Origin of the sequence: Corynebacterium sp. MSK019, from assembly GCF_030232425.1 — a bacterium.
GTDB lineage: Bacteria > Actinomycetota > Actinomycetes > Mycobacteriales > Mycobacteriaceae > Corynebacterium > Corynebacterium jeikeium_D.
In genome coordinates this window covers 1-17,432 of sequence record NZ_JASPJT010000019.1, presented here as the reverse complement: position 1 = coordinate 17,432, position 17,432 = coordinate 1, and the positions used below count along the sequence as shown (strand labels likewise).

Annotated in this window: 18 protein-coding genes; 10 read left to right on the top strand and 8 right to left on the bottom strand. The window is 59.7% G+C overall.

What is annotated here, in order from left to right; genetic code table 11:
• The first annotated feature begins 695 nt into the window (after positions 1 to 695).
• From QP982_RS10315 to metS, 3 genes are all read left to right on the top strand, one after another.
• On the top strand, positions 696 to 1,868 hold the full coding sequence (locus QP982_RS10315) for an acyl-CoA dehydrogenase family protein (protein WP_005510658.1): 1,173 nt from the start codon (positions 696 to 698) through the stop codon (positions 1,866 to 1,868).
• A 295-nt stretch (positions 1,869 to 2,163) separates the two neighbouring features.
• Entirely contained in the window at positions 2,164 to 3,774 is a 1,611-nt protein-coding gene (locus QP982_RS10310; protein WP_069359264.1) for a sodium-dependent transporter, read from the top strand.
• Positions 3,775 to 3,779: 5 nt separating this feature from the next.
• Positions 3,780 to 3,947: a methionine/alanine import NSS transporter subunit MetS gene (gene metS, locus QP982_RS10305; RefSeq protein ID WP_048733989.1), complete on the top strand. Its 168-nt coding sequence runs from the start codon at positions 3,780 to 3,782 to the stop codon at positions 3,945 to 3,947.
• Between the two features lie 42 nt (positions 3,948 to 3,989).
• Here metS and QP982_RS10300 read toward each other — a convergent pair whose 3' ends face one another.
• On the bottom strand, positions 3,990 to 4,748 hold the full coding sequence (locus QP982_RS10300) for an enoyl-CoA hydratase-related protein (protein ID WP_048733985.1): 759 nt from the start codon (positions 4,746 to 4,748) through the stop codon (positions 3,990 to 3,992).
• An 80-nt stretch (positions 4,749 to 4,828) separates the two neighbouring features.
• Between QP982_RS10300 and QP982_RS10295 the strand changes: the two genes are divergently transcribed.
• Positions 4,829 to 5,377: a GNAT family N-acetyltransferase gene (locus QP982_RS10295; protein WP_049190692.1), complete on the top strand. Its 549-nt coding sequence runs from the start codon at positions 4,829 to 4,831 to the stop codon at positions 5,375 to 5,377.
• A 305-nt stretch (positions 5,378 to 5,682) separates the two neighbouring features.
• Here QP982_RS10295 and QP982_RS10290 read toward each other — a convergent pair whose 3' ends face one another.
• Positions 5,683 to 5,958, bottom strand: coding sequence for a hypothetical protein (locus QP982_RS10290; RefSeq protein ID WP_224783746.1), 276 nt, complete (start codon positions 5,956 to 5,958; stop codon positions 5,683 to 5,685).
• Between QP982_RS10290 and QP982_RS10285 the strand changes: the two genes are divergently transcribed.
• A complete protein-coding gene (locus QP982_RS10285) occupies positions 5,908 to 6,753 on the top strand; it encodes an HNH endonuclease signature motif containing protein (RefSeq protein WP_284870516.1) in 846 nt (281 codons plus the stop codon). The two genes, QP982_RS10290 and QP982_RS10285, sit on opposite strands and share 51 nt — an antisense overlap.
• Before the next feature lie 71 nt (positions 6,754 to 6,824).
• On the opposite strand, the gene glyA is transcribed toward QP982_RS10285, so the two are convergent.
• On the bottom strand, positions 6,825 to 8,126 hold the full coding sequence (gene glyA, locus QP982_RS10280) for a serine hydroxymethyltransferase (protein ID WP_005510713.1): 1,302 nt from the start codon (positions 8,124 to 8,126) through the stop codon (positions 6,825 to 6,827).
• A gap of 150 nt (positions 8,127 to 8,276) precedes the next feature.
• Here glyA and coaA point away from each other — a divergent pair, with 150 nt between their 5' ends.
• On the top strand, positions 8,277 to 9,212 hold the full coding sequence (coaA, locus tag QP982_RS10275) for a type I pantothenate kinase (protein WP_038626177.1): 936 nt from the start codon (positions 8,277 to 8,279) through the stop codon (positions 9,210 to 9,212).
• Positions 9,213 to 9,242: 30 nt separating this feature from the next.
• On the opposite strand, the gene QP982_RS10270 is transcribed toward coaA, so the two are convergent.
• The 4 genes from QP982_RS10270 to mca form a co-directional block, all read right to left on the bottom strand.
• Positions 9,243 to 10,028, bottom strand: coding sequence for an isoprenyl transferase (locus QP982_RS10270; protein ID WP_038626180.1), 786 nt, complete (start codon positions 10,026 to 10,028; stop codon positions 9,243 to 9,245).
• Between the two features lie 38 nt (positions 10,029 to 10,066).
• Complete coding sequence (locus QP982_RS10265; protein ID WP_070429187.1) at positions 10,067 to 11,158, bottom strand: 3-deoxy-7-phosphoheptulonate synthase; 1,092 nt, start codon at positions 11,156 to 11,158, stop codon at positions 10,067 to 10,069.
• Between the two features lie 312 nt (positions 11,159 to 11,470).
• Positions 11,471 to 11,755 carry a hypothetical protein gene (locus QP982_RS10260; RefSeq protein ID WP_154863408.1) on the bottom strand — a complete coding sequence of 95 codons (285 nt, stop codon included), beginning with the start codon at positions 11,753 to 11,755 and terminating at the stop codon, positions 11,471 to 11,473.
• Positions 11,756 to 11,782: 27 nt separating this feature from the next.
• Positions 11,783 to 12,637 carry a mycothiol conjugate amidase Mca gene (gene mca / locus QP982_RS10255; RefSeq protein ID WP_284870514.1) on the bottom strand — a complete coding sequence of 285 codons (855 nt, stop codon included), beginning with the start codon at positions 12,635 to 12,637 and terminating at the stop codon, positions 11,783 to 11,785.
• 261 nt (positions 12,638 to 12,898) lie between these two features.
• Between mca and QP982_RS10250 the strand changes: the two genes are divergently transcribed.
• The gene (locus QP982_RS10250) at positions 12,899 to 13,366 is read left to right on the top strand and encodes a DUF4307 domain-containing protein (protein ID WP_038626188.1); all 468 of its coding nucleotides are present in this window, start codon (positions 12,899 to 12,901) and stop codon (positions 13,364 to 13,366) included.
• Positions 13,367 to 13,540: 174 nt separating this feature from the next.
• Positions 13,541 to 14,053: a transcription elongation factor GreA gene (gene greA / locus QP982_RS10245; RefSeq protein ID WP_048733968.1), complete on the top strand. Its 513-nt coding sequence runs from the start codon at positions 13,541 to 13,543 to the stop codon at positions 14,051 to 14,053.
• A gap of 249 nt (positions 14,054 to 14,302) precedes the next feature.
• On the opposite strand, the gene QP982_RS10240 is transcribed toward greA, so the two are convergent.
• Positions 14,303 to 15,130 carry a Bax inhibitor-1/YccA family protein gene (locus QP982_RS10240; RefSeq protein ID WP_048733966.1) on the bottom strand — a complete coding sequence of 276 codons (828 nt, stop codon included), beginning with the start codon at positions 15,128 to 15,130 and terminating at the stop codon, positions 14,303 to 14,305.
• Positions 15,131 to 15,365: 235 nt separating this feature from the next.
• Here QP982_RS10240 and QP982_RS10235 point away from each other — a divergent pair, with 235 nt between their 5' ends.
• Both QP982_RS10235 and QP982_RS10230 read left to right on the top strand, forming a co-directional pair.
• Positions 15,366 to 15,698 (top strand): hypothetical protein, encoded by a 333-nt coding sequence (locus QP982_RS10235; RefSeq protein WP_048733964.1) that lies wholly within the window; start codon positions 15,366 to 15,368, stop codon positions 15,696 to 15,698.
• A 71-nt stretch (positions 15,699 to 15,769) separates the two neighbouring features.
• A complete protein-coding gene (locus tag QP982_RS10230; protein WP_070653366.1) occupies positions 15,770 to 17,353 on the top strand; it encodes a succinic semialdehyde dehydrogenase in 1,584 nt (527 codons plus the stop codon).
• The last annotated feature ends 79 nt before the right edge of the window (positions 17,354 to 17,432 follow it).

The following is a 17,432-nucleotide window of genomic DNA, read 5'->3' as shown; positions in this document are numbered from 1 at the left end:
GGAAAGGGCCCATGAGATAAAAAGGGCCCACCCGGCGACACACCGAGCGGACACACTTTTTGTCACTTAACCCGCAATAAAAAATAAAAATAACGCGACCTGCTCGCTGTCCATTCCACAGGGACGGCGCACAGGTCGCGTCATTTTTTCGAGTGCAATTGGAGGTTGCTATGACTGCAGTGGAAGAAGCTCGGATAATCAAGGGAACCGGTCTCCACCTGATGCTCATACTAACTACCACCAGCACTAATGGGAATAAGAAAACGAGATTGTTTCGTTAATCACCCCCATGATGACCATCCAAAACGCCTACCCTATCGACCCCAAAGCCCCAGGGTCCCGCCTGTCAGATATGACAAAAATAGCCATTCACCTGGCTTTGTAGGTTAGCATTACCTAACATTGCCGACTGTCGGGGATAGTCTGGATTCAATAGCAACCTCCAACCGCAACGGGGGTAGTTTTCCGGGAAGGTTGGGCACAATATCCGTCGTCAAGCGATTTCACGTCATCAATCGGGAAAAAACTTTTAAAAAAACAAGTGTCTCTCATCACACTCATGCATAATGGGGTACAACAGTCATAGTCACTATGACGATGAACCGAGGCCATCGCGTTTATCTGCAGCGTTTATCTGCGACGTACGAAAAGGCCTTAAGACAAAAATTCCACGACAATATTTCTAGGAGCATGTCATGAAGGACTTTCTGCCCCGTACTCACTTCGAAGAAGAGCACAACATGTTCCGCGACATGGTTCGCGGCTTCGTCGAGAAGGAAATCACCCCGAACGTAGAGCGCTGGCACAAGGAAGGTCAGCCGGACCGCGAGATTTTCAAGAAGGCCGGTGAGCTGGGCCTGATTGGTATGTCCACCCCGGAGGCATACGGCGGCGGCGGAGAGATGGACTTCCGCTACAACCAGGTCCTGAACGAGGAGCTCTCCAACGCCGACTGTGGCTCCATCGTCGTTTCCTTCGGCGTTCTCAACGACCTGGTCGCTCCGTACCTGGCCAAGTTCGGTAACGAAGAGCAGAAGCAGAAGTACCTGGCTTCCATGAACGCCGGCGACACCATCGGCTGCCTCGCTATGACCGAGCCGGGCGCCGGTTCTGACCTGGCAGGTATGCGCACCTTCGCCAAGAAGGACGGCGACCACTACGTCCTCAACGGCACCAAGATCTTCATCTCCAACGGCATGATGGCCGACTTCGCTCTCGTCGCAGCTATCACCGACCCATCCAAGGGCCGCGCTGGCGTCTCCATGTTCATCGTCGACGCTGATCTCGAGGGCTTCACCAAGGCTGGCCCGCTGCAGAAGGTCGGCCTGAAGGCTCAGGACACCGCTGAGCTCAACTTCGACAACGTCCGCGTTCCGGCCGAGAACCTGCTCGGCGAAGAGGGCGCTGCCTTCGGCTACCTGCGCACCAACCTCGCTCACGAGCGCCTGACCCTGGCTTGCGGCTCTGTCGCAACTTCCCGCCGCGCCTGGACCCTGGCTTACAAGTACGCTCAGGAGCGCGAGGCATTCGGTCGCCCGATCATCCAGCACCAGGTCCACGGCCACTACCTGGCTGACATCGCCACCCGCGTCACCGCCCTGCAGGCTTTCGTTGACCAGGCCGTTATGGCCCACAACGCTGGCCAGCTGGACGAGACCGGTGCTTCCATGGCCAAGTACTGGACCACCGAGGAGCAGCAGGACATCGTTACCCGCTGCCTGCAGATGTTCGGCGGCTACGGCTTCATGCTCGAGTACCCAATCTCCACTCACTACCTCGACTCCAAGGTCCAGACCATTTACGGTGGCACCAACGAGATCATGAAGGAGATCATCTTCCGTCGTATCGCCAAGGGCGGCGCAGAGTAAACAGCGCACGTCGGCCTAGCCGATTCGCCCCCAAACCCCGTCAGGTCTTCCTGGCGGGGTTTTTGCATACCTCAAAGTAGGTGGCTGGCGATTATTTACGAGGCTTAATTAGAGCTCCCTTCCCCCGTGCCACACCCCCACTAAAAACATTACCCCCTACAAAACCGAAACTATACAATGAGATGCCCATCTCATATACTAAGATTCTGTTAGGTAATGGTGATGCACTTCACCAAATTCCCTCCTAGGCCGCGCGAGCGCGTGACCGGAGATGAAGGATTGGAGTTCCAGAGGTATGAGCACAACCAACTCGACCGCTACCCCTCAGCGAAGGGAGGTGTTTTCCACCCGAGCAGCCTTCATTTTCGCCGCTATCGGCTCGGCAGTCGGGCTTGGAAACATCTGGCGTTTCCCCTATGTCGCGTATGACTCCGGCGGTGGCGCTTTCCTTATCCCCTACCTGGTCGCACTTCTGACCGCGGGTATCCCACTGCTCTTCCTCGACTTCGCCATCGGCCACCGCTTCCGAGGGTCCGCACCGAAGTCGATGCGTCGCATCAAGCCCTGGGCTGAGCCAATCGGCTGGATCCAGGTCGGTATCGCCTTCTTCATTACCGTCTACTACGCCGTTATTATCGCGTGGTCCTTCATCTACGCCTGGAAGTCCATCCGCAAGAGCTGGGGCCCAGATGCCGAGACCCACTTCATGAAGGACTTCCTCCAAGTAGACACCGAGAGCGTCTTCTCTCTGGACTTCGTCCCCTCGATTTCCATCGTCCTGCTCATTGTCTGGGTACTCGTCATCGGCATTCTGGCCGCTGGTGTGGACAAGGGCATCGGTAAGGTCTCGATTGTCTTCATCCCACTGTTGACCATCCTCTTCGTCGCAGTGGTCATCTACTCCCTGACGCTCGACGGCGCCGCAAAGGGCCTGGACGCATTCTTCACCCCAGACTGGTCCGCACTCACTGACTCCAGCGTATGGATTGCCGCCTACGGCCAAATCTTCTTCTCCCTGTCCGTGGCCTTCGGCATTATGCTGACCTACGCCTCCTACCTGAAGCCACGCACGAACCTCACCGGTTCCGGCCTGGTCACCGCGTTCGCAAACTCCTCCTTCGAGGTTCTCGCCGGTATCGGCGTCTTCGCCACCCTGGGCTTCATGGCAGCGCAGTCGGGTCAGGCCGTTGACGAGGTCGCAACCTCCGGTATTGGTCTTGCCTTCATCGCATTCCCGACGGTCATCTCTGAGATGCCAAAGGTCATCGGTTCGGTCTTCGGGCTACTGTTCTTCCTCTCCCTGGCAATCGCCGGTGTGACCTCCCTGATGTCGCTGCTCGAGGTCGTCGTCTCCGCAGTAAAGGACAAGCTGAACCTCGGCCGCGTCCAGGCCACCCTCACCGTCGGTGGCGCCATGGCCGTCATCTCGCTGCTGGCCTTCCCGACCACCTCAGGTCTGGTAACCCTCGACATCGTAGATAAGTTCACCAACAACGTCGGTATCGTCCTGGTTGCACTGCTGACCATCATCGCAATCGACTGGATCCTGCGCCGCACCAACGAGTTCGCCATGCACCTCAACGCCGTGTCCTCGTTCAAGGTCGGCACCATGTGGCAGATCTTCGTCGGAAACATCACGCCGGTCATTCTCGCCGTCATCCTGTTCCAGGAGCTCATTGGACTTTTCCAGGAAAACTACGAAGGCTACTCCGACACCCAAATCGACATCTTTGGCTGGGGTGTCATCGGCGTGATTCTCATCGGCGCTCTGATTATGGCCATCCTGCCTTGGCGCGGCCAACACCGTCTCGATGGCCCTCCGGGCTCGGACTTCGGTGTGACGCCAGATTTCAAGCGGTCCTCACACCTGCCACGCAAGCACACTCCGGAAACCGAGGAGGTTTAAGCCAAATGTCCGGTATCGCAATTGTCATGATGGCACTGTTCATCATCGTCATCTGGGGCGGTCTGGCGGTCTCGCTGGTCAGCCTATCCAAGCACCCTGACGAGGTTTCCGGTGAGCTGGGAGATCACCCAGAACTCACCAGTGAAGTACTAGGAGCACAGGAAGAGCAGTAGTTCTTCACTACTACCTCTCCCCTGCCACTCCAGGTATCTGCCTTACTCACCTACGAAATGCGGTGGTCGCTTCTCCAAGAACGCGGCCACCGCTTCCTTATGGTCGGCCGAGACCGCCAAACGAGCCTGCGCGTCCGCCTCCGCCGCAGCGGCAGACAAGGTATCCCGGCGCAGCAGAGCCTTAATCTCCTTCAGCGCGGCCGTCGGCCCCGCCGCAAACTGGGCAGCCAACTCACGTGCCCGAGTCGCTGGATTATCCACCACTTCAGTGACCAGGCCGAGGCTCAGGGCTTCGTCGGCAAGCACCTTCTTATCGAAGAACAACAGCTCACGCGCCTTCGCGTCACTGACCATGCGCGGCAGCAGCGCCGACATGCCACAGTCCGTGGCCAGGCCAATCGACGGGAACGCCGCCTTGAACGACGCCTTCGGGCCCGCGATACGGAAATCACAGTGCAGCGCCAACGACCAGCCGGCACCCGCCGCAGCACCTTCGATAGCTGCAATAACCGGAACGTTAATCGCGGTCAGCTCCGCGACCATCGGGTTGTACTCCTCGACAACCTTGCCCATGCCGGCGCCGGACTGCAGGTCAGAAATGTGCTCCTTCAAATCCTGGCCCGTACAAAACGCCTTCGGCCCGCCGAGCAGGATAACAGCGCGCACATCCGGCTCCTGCGCACGCTCAAAAGCGGCTTTCAGCTCCAAGCGGAGATTCTTATCCAGGGAGTTATAGGCATCCGGGCGGTCGATGGTGATGGCTAGAATGCCGTCGGAAAAGTCTTGAGTAACGTTGCTCATAACCTCGCAGGTTATCGCAATCTCCCCCGCCTCGGACGCACTTTTGCACCAAAGCACTCGCCGCGAGTAACAAGGGACACATGACACTTCCACGCCCCGCCACGCCTGACGACGTCCACGAGATCGTCGACCTCATCAAAGACCTGGCGGCCTACGAAAAAGAACCCGATGCCGTCCGACTGACCCCCGAGCGCCTGCGCGAACAGCTCTTCGGGGACAACCCTGCGATTTTCTGCCACGTCGTCGACTCCACATCCGGAAATTTGGACGACGGCGCCGGTGGCGGTGATGGCGGTGTTGGTGGCGGTGATGGCGGTGTTGGAGGCAGCCCGCGCCTCGACGGCATTGCACTGTGGTTCCTCAACTACTCCACCTGGGAAGGCACCCACGGCATCTACCTCGAAGACCTCTACGTCCGCCCCGAGGCACGCGGCACCGGCAAGGGCAAAGCACTGCTGCAGAACCTCGCGCGAATTGCCGTGGAGCGAGGCTACTCACGTGTCGAGTGGTGCGTCCTGAAGTGGAATCAACCCTCCATCGATTTCTACCGCTCCCTCGGCGCCTTCCCCATGGACGAATGGGACACCTTCCGCCTCACCGGCAGCGCCCTGCGTGACTTCGGGGCGTAACAGACGGCAGCGCGTGGTGCGGCGGTACGGCGGTGCAGCTGCGGTGCGTTTGCGCGGTGAAAAGTCCGGATGTGGATAACTGCTAAACCGGCTGACTTATCCACAGCCTGCCCTCGTAGGCGTTGTCCCCCTACATCCGGACTTTTACCTTCAAAGGCATGACAGTTCTTGGGACGCTCGCCGCACTGGCCTCGCGCGGAATGGACACGCTAGCGGAACTCCACGCCGCGCGTCCCGACGGCCACGACGCCACCTCCCACCTGGCGGCAACCCTCGGCCTTGACCCGGCGCGCCTCCGGCTTTTGCTACGCGTCGCCTCCCACTATCTCCAACCCGCTGACACCGAGGAAAACACCAAAGCCCGCGAAGACGCCACCGCCCTTGCGCGCCAGCTCGGCCTCAGCCTGGACACCTGCGTGCTTATCGACAAGCGCAGCCGCCAAGCCAACAACGCCGAACTCCACGACAACCTGCGGCTCACCTTCGTCGCTGCCGCCGAACGCCTCGGCTTCGAAGAACTCGATCTCTACATGCGGGAAACTCTCACCGAGCTCAACACCGAAGACGAGCCACCCCAGCATCTGCGCGCCCGATTTTCCCGGAAGGTAGACATCCGGGGAATGAAGCACTTCCACATCTCCGGCCCCTCGGATATGCTCGACAATCTCCTGTCGCCGCTTACCATCCGTGCCGCAGAAATCCGGAAGTCCCATCCGGAGTTTTCCCACGACCGCTGCGTCGGCCAAGCGCTTGCCGAGCGCCTCGAGCATGCCGATGCCGCAATGCCCGTCGACAAGCTCGATGAAATGCGCTACCAACCCGCCATCATCATCACCGCACAAGACCTCATCGACTACAGCCCGCGATTCGCCGCCACCACCAACGGCTCCGCGCTCGCCCCCGACGTCTTCCTCAACGCCCTACTCGCCGACACCGGGTGGGCCGTGCTTTACGACGAACACAGCGCCATTACGGACTTATTTCCCATCGGCAACCCCCGCCTGGCGACTGAAGAGCAGCGCATCGCGATGCTCATCGACAACCCCATCTGCGCCTGGCCCGGCTGTGAACGCCCCGCCTATAGCGGCCAAGCGCACCACCTAGTCGCCCACAAACACGGCGGCACAACCACGCTGGACAACCTCACCATGGTCTGCCGCGAACACAACGGGCTTAACGACGACGACCGGGAAGGACGCAACGGCCACCTCGAACGCATCCCCACATCCGGACATATTCGATGGCGCCCGCCGGATAAAACTCGGCCGCCGCTGTTTAGCAACTCATTTGTGACATCAATGTCCGGGAGGTCCTACGCCGGATACCGGGCGGGCACGACGAAACAGCTCGGGCCGGAGCCACCACCTCCGGACTAAAACCCGGATGTACGGGAAAACCCGTCCTAGCGCACTGCTAGAACGGGTACTTGCGCTGCAAAAACGCAGAATTAGATGAGGTTCCAGTCCTCGATGCCGTCGTAAAGCGGGAATTCCTGAGCAATCTTCGAAACACGAGCACGCAGGGAGTCAACATCCGCATTCTTGCCGGCGGCGAGAGCAGTACCGATGACATCGGCGACCTCGGTGAACGCCTTCTCGTCGAGACCACGGGTGGCCAGCGCCGGAGTACCGATACGAAGTCCGGATGTAACCATCGGAGGACGCGGGTCAAACGGAACGGCATTACGGTTAACGGTGATGCCAACAGCGTGGAGCAGATCCTCGGCCTCCTGGCCGTTCATCTCAGAATTGCGCAGATCCGCCAGAACCAGGTGGACATCGGTGCCGCCAGTGAGAACATCGACGCCAGCCTCGGCGCAGTCGGAAGCGGTGAGACGCTCAGCCAGAATGCGGGCACCAGCGAGAGTGCGCTCCTGGCGCTCCTTGAACTCCTCGGTACCAGCAATCTTCAGCGCCACGGCCTTGCCGGCGATGGCGTGCATCAGCGGACCACCCTGCTGCCCCGGGAAAACAGCGGAGTTCAGCTTCTTGGCGTACTCCTGCTTAGCCAAAATCATGCCCGAACGTGGACCACCGAGGGTTTTGTGAACGGTGGTCGACACAACGTCAGAATGCGGAACCGGCGACGGGTGCAGACCGGCGGCAACCAGGCCTGCGAAGTGCGCCATGTCCGTCCACAGCTTCGCACCGACCTCATCGGCGATGGAACGGAAAGCTTCGAAGTCGAGGTGGCGCGGGTACGCCGACCAACCTGCGATGAGAACATCCGGCTTTTCTGCGAGCGCCTGCTCACGCACCTTGTCCATATCGATCCGCATAGTGTCCTTGTCCACACCGTATGCGGCGACGTGGTAGAGCTTGCCGGAGAAGTTCAGCTTCATGCCGTGGGTCAGGTGACCGCCGTGTGCCAGGTCGAGGCCCATAATCTTGTCACCGGCGTTGATTAGCGCATGCAGAACGGCAGCGTTGGCCTGCGCACCTGCGTGTGGCTGAACGTTGGCGAACTCAGCGCCGAAGAGCTCCTTGGCGCGGTTGCGTGCCATGTCCTCGACGACGTCGACGTATTCGCAGCCACCGTAGTAACGACGGCCCGGGTAGCCTTCGGCGTACTTGTTGGTCAGAACCGAGCCCTGAGCTTGCAGCACTGCACGTGGAACAAAGTTCTCACTGGCAATCATTTCGAGCATGTCACGCTGACGAGAGAGCTCCCCTGCCATTGCCTCTGCGAGGTCGGGATCGAGTTCACGCAGCGATTGGTAGCGGACATCGTTATTGTTAGACCCGGTCATGAGTAGGTTTTCGACCTTTCAATGAAACTTCAATGCCACAGGCCATGCTAGCCCTTTATGGGGCAAACCACGAAAGCAGCACCATTCAGGTATGCCCCCTTTATTGACTCGTTTTCCGGTTTTCGGCACCCCCTTGGCACAATTGGAAGTATGACGCGCGCAACATCCCCCAGCCCGTACGTCGAGTTCAAACGCGAGCAGTGGCGCGAAATGCGCAAGAATATGCCTCTGGTGCTGACGGAAGAGGAAGCTGAACGACTTTCCGGTATCGGTGAAAACATCGACCTGGACGAAGTCGCCGAGGTCTATCTTCCGCTTTCTCGTCTGATTCACATGCGTGTGGCGGCGCATCGGGAGCTGAACGCCGTAACGTCGAACTTTCTTGGGGAAAATCCTTCGAAGGGGGCGTCGGTGCCGTTTATTATCGGCGTCGCGGGTTCGGTGGCGGTCGGCAAGTCAACGACGGCGCGTTTGCTGCAGGTCCTGCTCGAGCGCTGGGAGACTAATCCGCGGGTGGACTTGGTTACTACTGATGGCTTCCTCTATCCTTCTGAGGAATTGAATCGCCGTGGGATTATGCAGCGCAAGGGGTATCCGGAGTCGTATGATCAGCGTGCGTTGATGCGGTTTGTCACGGCGGTGAAGTCGGGGGCGCGGCATGTGAAGGCGCCGGTGTATTCGCACACGCTCTATGACCGGGTGCCGGATGAGTTCGTCGATGTCGATCGTCCGGACATTCTCATTCTCGAGGGGCTCAACGTTTTGCAGACGGGCCCGACGCTGATGATTTCCGATCTTTTCGATTTCAGTGTCTACGTCGATGCCCCGCGCGCGGACATCGAACGCTGGTACATTAATCGTTTCCTCAGTCTCCGCCAGACGGCGTTTCGCGCTCCGGGCGCGCACTTCGCGGATTACGCCACGCTTGACGACGAAGCTGCGGCCGAGGTGGCCCGACGCATTTGGCAGCAGGTGAACTTGCCGAACCTGACGGAAAATATTTTGCCCACTCGAGTGCGGGCGTCATTAGTTCTTACGAAGTCTCGGGACCACAAGGTTTCGAGGGTCCGGATGCGCAAACTCTAACATCCGGAAATTTTTCCGGATGTAGGGAGGTTATTTGCCGAAGCGGCGTGAGCGCTGCGAAAAGTCTCGAAGTGCGCGGAGGAAGTCGATGCGGCGGAATTCGGGCCAGTAGGTATCGGTGAACCAAATCTCGGAGTAGGCGGTTTGCCAGAGAAGGAAGCCGCTGAGCCGCTGTTCTCCGGAAGTGCGGATGACTAGATCGGGGTCCGGTTGTCCGGATGTATAGAGGCGGCGAGAAATGGCGTCGGTGGTGATGCTCTCCTCGAGCTCGGAAGCATCAATTCCTTCGGCGACTGATTCCCGGATGATTCTGCGTACTGCGTCGACGATTTCCTGCCGACCACCGTAGCCAACGGCGATGTTGACCTGGATGCCGGTGTTGTTCGCAGTGACTTCTTCGTCGTGGCGTAGCCGGGCGGTCATTCTTTCCGGAAGGAGCTCGAGGTGGCCGACCATGCGCAGGCGCACGTCGTTAGGCGATTGCGCCAATTCGTCGACGACGTCGGCGATGATGTCGAACAGTAACTCCAGCTCTTCGGGGTCGCGCCCGAGGTTTTCGGTGGAGAGCAGGTAGATGGTGACCAGCTCGATTTCCTGCTCGGCGCACCAGCCGACGAATTCTGCGATTTTGCGGGAGCCGACGCGGTGGCCGTGGCTTACGTCGGTGAAGCCAGCCTCCCTCGCCCAGCGGCGGTTGCCATCGGCCATGATGGCAACGTGCTTGGGGCGAGGTTTTCCTTCTAGCTCTTGGGCTAGTTTGCGCTCGTAGAGCGGATACGCAATCCGCCGGAGTGAGGACGGCTGGTTTTCTTTCACATATGTAACCCTACCCAATGGGCACGGCCACTTTGTGCTTAGTCGCGTGCCTGCCGACGCTTCCGGACTTCTGCCGCAAGCGTACGCAGCAGCCGGTCGGTGGTTTCCCAATCCATGCACGCATCGGTGACGGACTTGCCGTATACGAGGCCCTTACGACCATCGGTAATTTTTTGCGCGCCGGCTTCGAGGAAGGACTCCATCATGATGCCGGTGATGCGCTCGTCGCCGCCCCCGATGAGCTTGCCGAGCTCCTCAACGACCTCGGCCTGGCGCACCTCGGATTTTCCGGAATTGGCGTGGGAGGCGTCCACCATAATGCTGACGGTTTGCTCGGCCTTGTTCAGGCGCGCTTCGGCGTCGTTAAGCGATTCTTCGTCCCAGTTCGGGCCGGAGGTGCCACCGCGGAGGATGATGTGGCAGTTGTGGTTGCCGGCGGTTTCGACAACGGCGGCGCGGCCTTGGTCGTTCATGCCGAAGAAGAAGTGCGGGTTTGCTGCGGAGACCAGCGAGTCCACGGCGACCTGGACGTTGCCGTCGGTGCCGTTCTTGAAGCCGATGGGCACGGAAAGTCCGGAAGCGAGCTGACGATGGACCTGCGACTCCGTGGTGCGCGCACCAATTGCACCCCAGGAGACGGCGTCGGAAATGTACTGCGGGCTGTTGGGCTCGAGGAATTCGGCGCCGGCGGGCAGGCCGGTGCGCAGGACCTCGATGAGTACCTCGCGGGCCATGTGCAGGCCCTTGTTGATTTTGAAGGAGCTATCCAGGTCGGGGTCGTTGATGAGTCCCTTCCAGCCGACGGTGGTGCGCGGCTTTTCGAAGTAGACGCGCATGACGACCAGCAGGTCCTCGTCGAGCTCATCGGCGGTGGCCTTCAGGCGGCGGGCGTAGTCGATGGCGGCCTCGGGGTCGTGGATGGAGCACGGGCCGACAACGACCAGCAGGCGATTGTCCTCGCGGGCGATGACGCGGGCGATGTCGAGTCGCGACTGCTCCACTTCGTTAACTAGGTTCGGGGTCAGTGGCTGTTTGGCCATGACCTCTTCTGGGGAGGGCAGGTCGTGGAAGGCTACGACACGGCGGTTCGCGGTAGAGGCGGGGGCTTCGAGGGAAGTTGGAGGGGTCATCTGAGGTCTCTTTTCTCTGGGGCGTTACGCATGTATTTGGCTGTAGATACGACAAAAGGCAGCGCCCCTATTGGTGGGGCTGCTGCCTTTGGCTCCGGTTGGTGGCGACGTGACGATTAGCCGCCGGCTGTGACTATGTCGTCACTGCCTCCGGAGCCTTCGAAAAATAAAATCGCCACATACGCATGTGCTTGACTGTAGCGCACTGCCTAGAATCCCGCAATTCGAACTCCAAATCCCGCCACACGGGAAACAATCAGGGGCGCGCGCAACTGCCCGTCGTCAAGCGACGCGCACACACCTTGACGCTGACTACTCCGCTTCACGACGCTGCTCTGCTGCAGCCATCGCCTTATCCACAGCCTCGGAATCGAAGGGATCCATGCCGTGCGCCTCGGCGAACTTCCGGCGAGCGGCCATGCGCTTCGCGCGCCGCGAGAGATCCCAGCCGAGAGCCAGGATGACGATGAGCAAAACGACAATGATGAGCAGGCCAACAGGAGAGGCCTTTCCGAAGTCAGCACCCCGCGGACCAGTGGGGTTCTGCGCCAGGAAAACTGTCGTGCGAGCCGCCAAGGCATCGAAGCTTTCAATCATGAGTTCCAGCTTAGCGTTAATTCCGGACTATTCCGCGTCGGGGTCGATACCGGCGAAGAGATCGGTCTCTGGCAGCTCAGTCTGCACGCGAGTGCGGGCGAGCTCAAACTCTTCGGTCGGCCAAACGCGCTGCTGAATGTCTACCGGCACGGCGAAGAATGGCCCGTTCGGATCGATCTGCGTGGCGTGCGCCAGCAGCGCCTGATCCCGCTGCTGGAAGTAATCGCCGCACTCGACCTGTGTGGTCACGCGGGTCATGATGTCGCCGGGAGTCTTAATCCAACGGCGGAAGGACTCGGCCAGCGGGCTTTCCAAACCGTTGTCGCGGTAGTAGTTATCCAGCGCGATGAGGCGCGCCTTGATGAAACCGTGGGTGTAGTAGAGCTTGGAAATCTCCCATGGTTCACCGAGCTCGGGGTACTTATCCGTTCCGGACTCCAGCCAAGCGCGCATGGACACGATATGGGTCATGATGTGGTCCGGGTGCGGGTAGCCACCGTTTTCGTCGTAAGTAATGACGACGTGCGGACGGAATTCCCGGATGGCCCGGATGAGAGGCTTCGTCGCATCCTCGACCGATTGGCGAGCAAACACACCGTGCGACAGCACCGGCACCGGGTTGCCCGCAGGCAGACCGGAGTCGGTAAAGCCGAGCCACTCATGTTCAACACCGAGAATCTCAGCGGCTGCAGCCATTTCGTGAACGCGCACTGCGGCGATATTCTCCCGCACCTCCGGCCGATCCATCGCAGGGTTGAGAATGCTACCGGCCTCACCGCCGGTGCAGGTCACCACTTTGACGCGATGCCCTTCCGCCGCATATCGGGCCATCGTTGCGGCGCCCTTGCTCGATTCGTCATCAGGATGAGCGTGAATTGCCATCAGACGAAGTGTCAATTGAAGTCACTCCCGCTACTATCTCAGTCCATGTTTTCTGGCCAAGGCCGGAGCCCTTCGACCGCAACGATGCTACTCCAGCACCGTTTCAATACCGCCCCACTATAGCGCTGCACCATCATATGACCACGCAGCATCGCTACTCGGCGGAACGACATAGCAGCAGGACACCGCGCCACACCAGAAAGATTGTTTAACTGTCAACATTTTACCACGTCGACCAAGAACTCCGATAGGCTAAAAAGCATGGCTGAAAGTTCGGAGCGAAACACCCGAAATACCGCAGCGCCTAACGAGCAGCGCGAGCGCTATGGGGACAACAGTCGCACTCTCCCCGCAAAATTGGTTGTCATCGCTATTGTTGGCATGCTCGTCATCGCCGGCGCATACATCTTCGTTCAGATGAACCGCGTCTCCGCCCCGGATGTCTCTGCAACGCAAGCGGGCTGGAGCCGCACTCCAGGTAAGGAAGATGAGCAGTTCATCTTCACGCTGGACGTCACCCGCGAAAAGCCGGAGCTGGATAGCTACTGCATTATCTATGCGCTGAACTATGACGTGGCAGAGGTCGGGCGTCGCGACGTATTCATCCCGGGCGGCGGCCCCGCTACCGTGCGGATGGACGTCCCCATTGCCACCCGCGAGCTGGCCGTCGCAGGCGATGTCTATGGCTGCTCCACCGACATTCCGGAGTTCCTCGCACCTGCTAAGTAACTGCCTTTCGCAACTGAGGATTATGCGCTTTCACGGCACGTCGTAAAGCGCGCGCGACAACACTCCGACGCGCCTGTTATTGCCATGTGGCGTGACAGTGCTATCCTGTGACGCAGCCGACGGCCCCACGCGGGGCCGCTTTTGTATTAAATAGCCAAAAACACAGGAGGAACCATGACTGAGGCAAAGAACAATAGCCCATGGCTCACCCAGGAGTCCTACGACAAGCTCAAGGCCGAGCTTGAGGCGCTATATGAAAACCGCCCGGTCATCGCCGCCGAGATTAACGAGCGTCGCGAAGAGGGCGACTTGAAGGAAAACGCCGGCTACGATGCCGCCCGCGAGCAGCAGGGACAGGAAGAGGCACGCATCCGCTACCTCGAAGACCTGCTGCAGCGCGCCACCGTCGGCGAGATTCCACAGGAGTCCGGTGTGGCTCTGGTCGGCACCGTGGTCCACGTCTACTACGACGGCGACGAAGACGACACCGAGACCTTCCTCATCGGTACCCGTGGCGCTGACTCCTCCAACCCGAACCTGGAGACCTACTCCACCGATTCCCCGCTGGGCAAGGCTCTGGTCGGCGCTAAGGAGGGCGAGACCCGCACTTACGCTTCCCCGAGCGGCGACGAAGTGTCTGTCACTGTGGTCAAGGCTGAGCCGTACGACCCGGAGATGGACGCCTAAGCGCTCCCGGCGTTAGACCGCCTCAACCCAGGCGGCAACTTCGGGCCACAGTGCCCGATTCTTGGACCGATAGAAGCCCATATGGCCTATCGGTCCATTTTTTGTGCCCTCTCCCGCTTCGATATCGCGCTTTACGACGTCACACTGCACAGCCCTATCGGTCAATACGTCGACTGCCAACAACAAAGCGCCGGCCAACCCGTAATAACGGGCTACCCGGCGCTTGTGCGTTAGTTAGTTTTCTAGCGTTTAGTCCCTGAAGTAGGACAGCAGACGCAGAATCTCGGTGTAGAGCCAGACCAGGGTCACAGCCAGACCGAGGGCGACACCCCAGGCGTACTGAGCCGGAGCGCCAGCGCGAACCAGGCGATCAGCCTGATCGAAGTCAATCAGGAAGCTGAAGGCTGCCAGGCCGATGCAGACCAGAGAGAAGATGATCGACAGCATGCCGCCGTCACGCAGCGGGAAGCCCAGGCCGAACAGGGAGAGCACCAGGTTGCCCAGCATGAGGACCAGGACACCAATCAGAGCCGCACTCATAAAACGGGTGAACTTCGGGGTCACGCGGATAGCGCCCGACTTGTAGACGAAGAGCATACCGATGAAGACACCCAGGGTAGCCAGCACGGCCTGCATAATCAGCGCACCAGCGGCAACGCCCTGAATTGGAGCAGTGAACATGAAGCTGATGCCACCGACGAAGAGGCCCTCGAAGGCCGCGTAGGTGAGGGTAACCGGCGCGGAGCCGTACTTCTTGCCGAAGGTGGAAACCAAAACAGTAATCAGACCACCGATGGCGCCGACAATGGTCAGAATCATGGCCAGGCTGGTGGAGACACTGACGGCAATGAAGAAATTGACCGCAGCCAAAACGATGATGGTTGCCAGCGTGATGCCGGTCTTGGAAACGACATCGTCGACCGTCATCGGACGGTAGTCGGCGGCAACCTGCGACTGGTACGGGTTATCCCCGTAGCCAGCGCCCATCTGACCTTGGCCGTAGTGATGTGCGCCCGCCTGTCCGCGGGCGACGGTCTTAGTAAGTGAACTGAATGCAGGATTGCTGCTTTCGCGCACGTCGTCCTTCTTTCTTTTCTCAGTTTTTCTTACGTTTTGTATTCAGGCACACGCGCTTACGTTTGCCTACACTTTCTACAACGGGCGATGTAAAGGTATTGTTCCCAACCCTGAAAAACAGTTAGTATCAAGGTAATTCCTCGCCTGCTGGCGGTGATTTTGTAATCGCGGAAAAACTCACAGTCGCCAGGCGTGGGCACCACATGAGTGATTATGAAACAGGAGGTTGGTCAAGATGTCTGATGGCCTTGACTACGATCCGGATACCACTGGTGATTTCGACGAGACCACGCTCGATGGCTCAGAGGGACTCGATGGCGACTTCCTCACCGGTGATGGCGAGAATTATGTAATGGATCCGCCGGACCGCTGGCGGGGCGCTTCTCCGCATGACACTCTCGGCAAGCGGTTGGCCGAGGAAAAGCCGGACATCGACGTCGACGACGATCTGGATGATGACCCGGAGATGCGCTACGGCGATGTCGACGGCCACGAACCGTTCGAGTTCGGCAACGATGGCCCGCGCGACCCGGACCGCAACCGTCGGATGGGCTGGACTACTTACTAAAGTTTTCTAAGTTTTTGTAGTTTTGCCAAATTTACTATCTCGGGGCGCCGCGCAACAGTAGTATCTGTGCCATGACAGCATCTACTGCTACGACAAACCGAACTACCATCCGCAATCCGCTTAACGACGAGCTCGTTGCCCGCCTTCTTCAGCGCGTCACGGTAGCTGATAAGTCGAAGACCGCCACTATCTCGGCACCATTTACCGGCCAGGAGCTGGCGCAGATTCCTGTCGGTACCCAGGCCGATGTCGACGAGGCCTTCAAGCGTGCCCGTGCCGCGCAGAAGAAGTGGGCCCGCATGGCGCCGGAAAAGCGCGGCGAAGTGCTGCACCACTTCCACGACCTGCTCTTTACCCACTGCGACCAGGTGCTGGACCTGCTGCAGGCCGAGACCGGTAAAAACCGCGCCAGTGCCCACGAGGAGCTCGTACACACCGCTATCACCGCCCGCTACTACGGCAATCAGGGCCCGAAACTGCTTGAGCCGAAGCGAGCGCACGGCGCGGTCCCGGTACTTTCCAAGACCACCGTCTACCACCACCCAAAGGGCGTCGTCGGTGTTATTGCTCCGTGGAACTACCCGCTGACCCTCGCGGTTTCCGATGCGCTGGCTGCACTGATGGCCGGTAACGCCATCGTGCTCAAGCCGGACAGCACCACTCCGTTTACCGCTCTCTTCGCTGTCGATTTGCTCTACCGCGCTGGCCTTCCGGAGGATCTCTTCCAGGTCATTCCAGGACCCGGTCGCGTTGTCGGCCAGGGCATTGTCGGCCAGTGTGACTTCCTGATGTTCACCGGCTCCTCCGAGACCGGCCGCTCGCTGGCACAGCAGTGCGGCGAACGCCTGATCAGTTTCTCCGCGGAGCTCGGCGGCAAGAACCCGCTGATTGTCGCTGAGGATGCCAACATCAACCGCGCGGTCGAGGGCGCACGCATTGGCTGCTTCACCAACTCCGGTCACCTGTGCGTGTCCATTGAGCGAATCTATGTCGTGGACTCAGTCTGGGACGAGTTCGTCCCGGCATTCACCGACCGCGTGAAGGCAATGTCCATCGGCGCTGGCTACGAGTGGGAAACCGAGATGGGCTGCCTGCAGTCTCAGGGCCAGTTCGACACCGTCAAGTCCATGGTCGACGAGGCTATCGAGGCCGGCGCCACCGTGCTGGCCGGCGGTCGTCCTCGCCCGGATCTGGGACCGCTGTTCTACGAGCCGACCGTGCTTACCGACGTCCCGGAGGGCGTCGCCCTGCTGACCGAAGAGGTATTCGGCCCGGTGGTAGTCCTCCAGCGTGTCTCGGACGTCCATGAGGCTATCGCCAAGTCCAACGATTCCCGTTATGGCCTCAACGCTTCGCTGTGGACCTCCCCGCGTCGCGCAAAGGAGCTGGCTCCACAGCTTGAGGCCGGCACTGTGAATGTCAACGATGGTTTTGCTGCGGCCTTCGCGTCTGTCGATGCCCCGATGGGTGGTTTCAAGGATTCGGGTGTGGGCCGTCGTCAAGCAGCGGGCGGCTTGCTGAAGTACACCGATGCGCAGACGGTGACCGTGCAGCGTCTTTCCCCGGTGTCGATGCCACAGATGCCGCGTGAGCTGTACTCGAAGGTGTTCAACACGGCACTTGTTCTCGGCAAGAAGTTCAACGTCCTGCCGTAATAGGGTTAAGTGACAAAAAGTGTGTCCGCTCGGTGTGTCGCCGGGTGGGCCCTTTTTATCTCATGGGCCCTTTCCGGAT

Coding starts and splice junctions, on each gene's coding strand:
- QP982_RS10285 (WP_284870516.1), top strand. CDS start 5,908: ATGCGGGAAACTCTCACCGAGCTCAACACCGAAGACGAGCCACCCCAG.
- QP982_RS10315 (WP_005510658.1), top strand. CDS start 696: ATGAAGGACTTTCTGCCCCGTACTCACTTCGAAGAAGAGCACAACATG.
- coaA (WP_038626177.1), top strand. CDS start 8,277: ATGACGCGCGCAACATCCCCCAGCCCGTACGTCGAGTTCAAACGCGAG.
- QP982_RS10290 (WP_224783746.1), bottom strand. CDS start 5,958: ATGCTGGGGTGGCTCGTCTTCGGTGTTGAGCTCGGTGAGAGTTTCCCG.
- QP982_RS10300 (WP_048733985.1), bottom strand. CDS start 4,748: ATGAGCAACGTTACTCAAGACTTTTCCGACGGCATTCTAGCCATCACC.
- QP982_RS10250 (WP_038626188.1), top strand. CDS start 12,899: ATGGCTGAAAGTTCGGAGCGAAACACCCGAAATACCGCAGCGCCTAAC.
- metS (WP_048733989.1), top strand. CDS start 3,780: ATGTCCGGTATCGCAATTGTCATGATGGCACTGTTCATCATCGTCATC.
- glyA (WP_005510713.1), bottom strand. CDS start 8,126: ATGACCGGGTCTAACAATAACGATGTCCGCTACCAATCGCTGCGTGAA.
- QP982_RS10295 (WP_049190692.1), top strand. CDS start 4,829: ATGACACTTCCACGCCCCGCCACGCCTGACGACGTCCACGAGATCGTC.
- QP982_RS10235 (WP_048733964.1), top strand. CDS start 15,366: ATGTCTGATGGCCTTGACTACGATCCGGATACCACTGGTGATTTCGAC.
- QP982_RS10310 (WP_069359264.1), top strand. CDS start 2,164: ATGAGCACAACCAACTCGACCGCTACCCCTCAGCGAAGGGAGGTGTTT.
- QP982_RS10230 (WP_070653366.1), top strand. CDS start 15,770: ATGACAGCATCTACTGCTACGACAAACCGAACTACCATCCGCAATCCG.
- greA (WP_048733968.1), top strand. CDS start 13,541: ATGACTGAGGCAAAGAACAATAGCCCATGGCTCACCCAGGAGTCCTAC.
- QP982_RS10265 (WP_070429187.1), bottom strand. CDS start 11,158: ATGACCCCTCCAACTTCCCTCGAAGCCCCCGCCTCTACCGCGAACCGC.
- QP982_RS10260 (WP_154863408.1), bottom strand. CDS start 11,755: ATGATTGAAAGCTTCGATGCCTTGGCGGCTCGCACGACAGTTTTCCTG.
- mca (WP_284870514.1), bottom strand. CDS start 12,637: ATGGCAATTCACGCTCATCCTGATGACGAATCGAGCAAGGGCGCCGCA.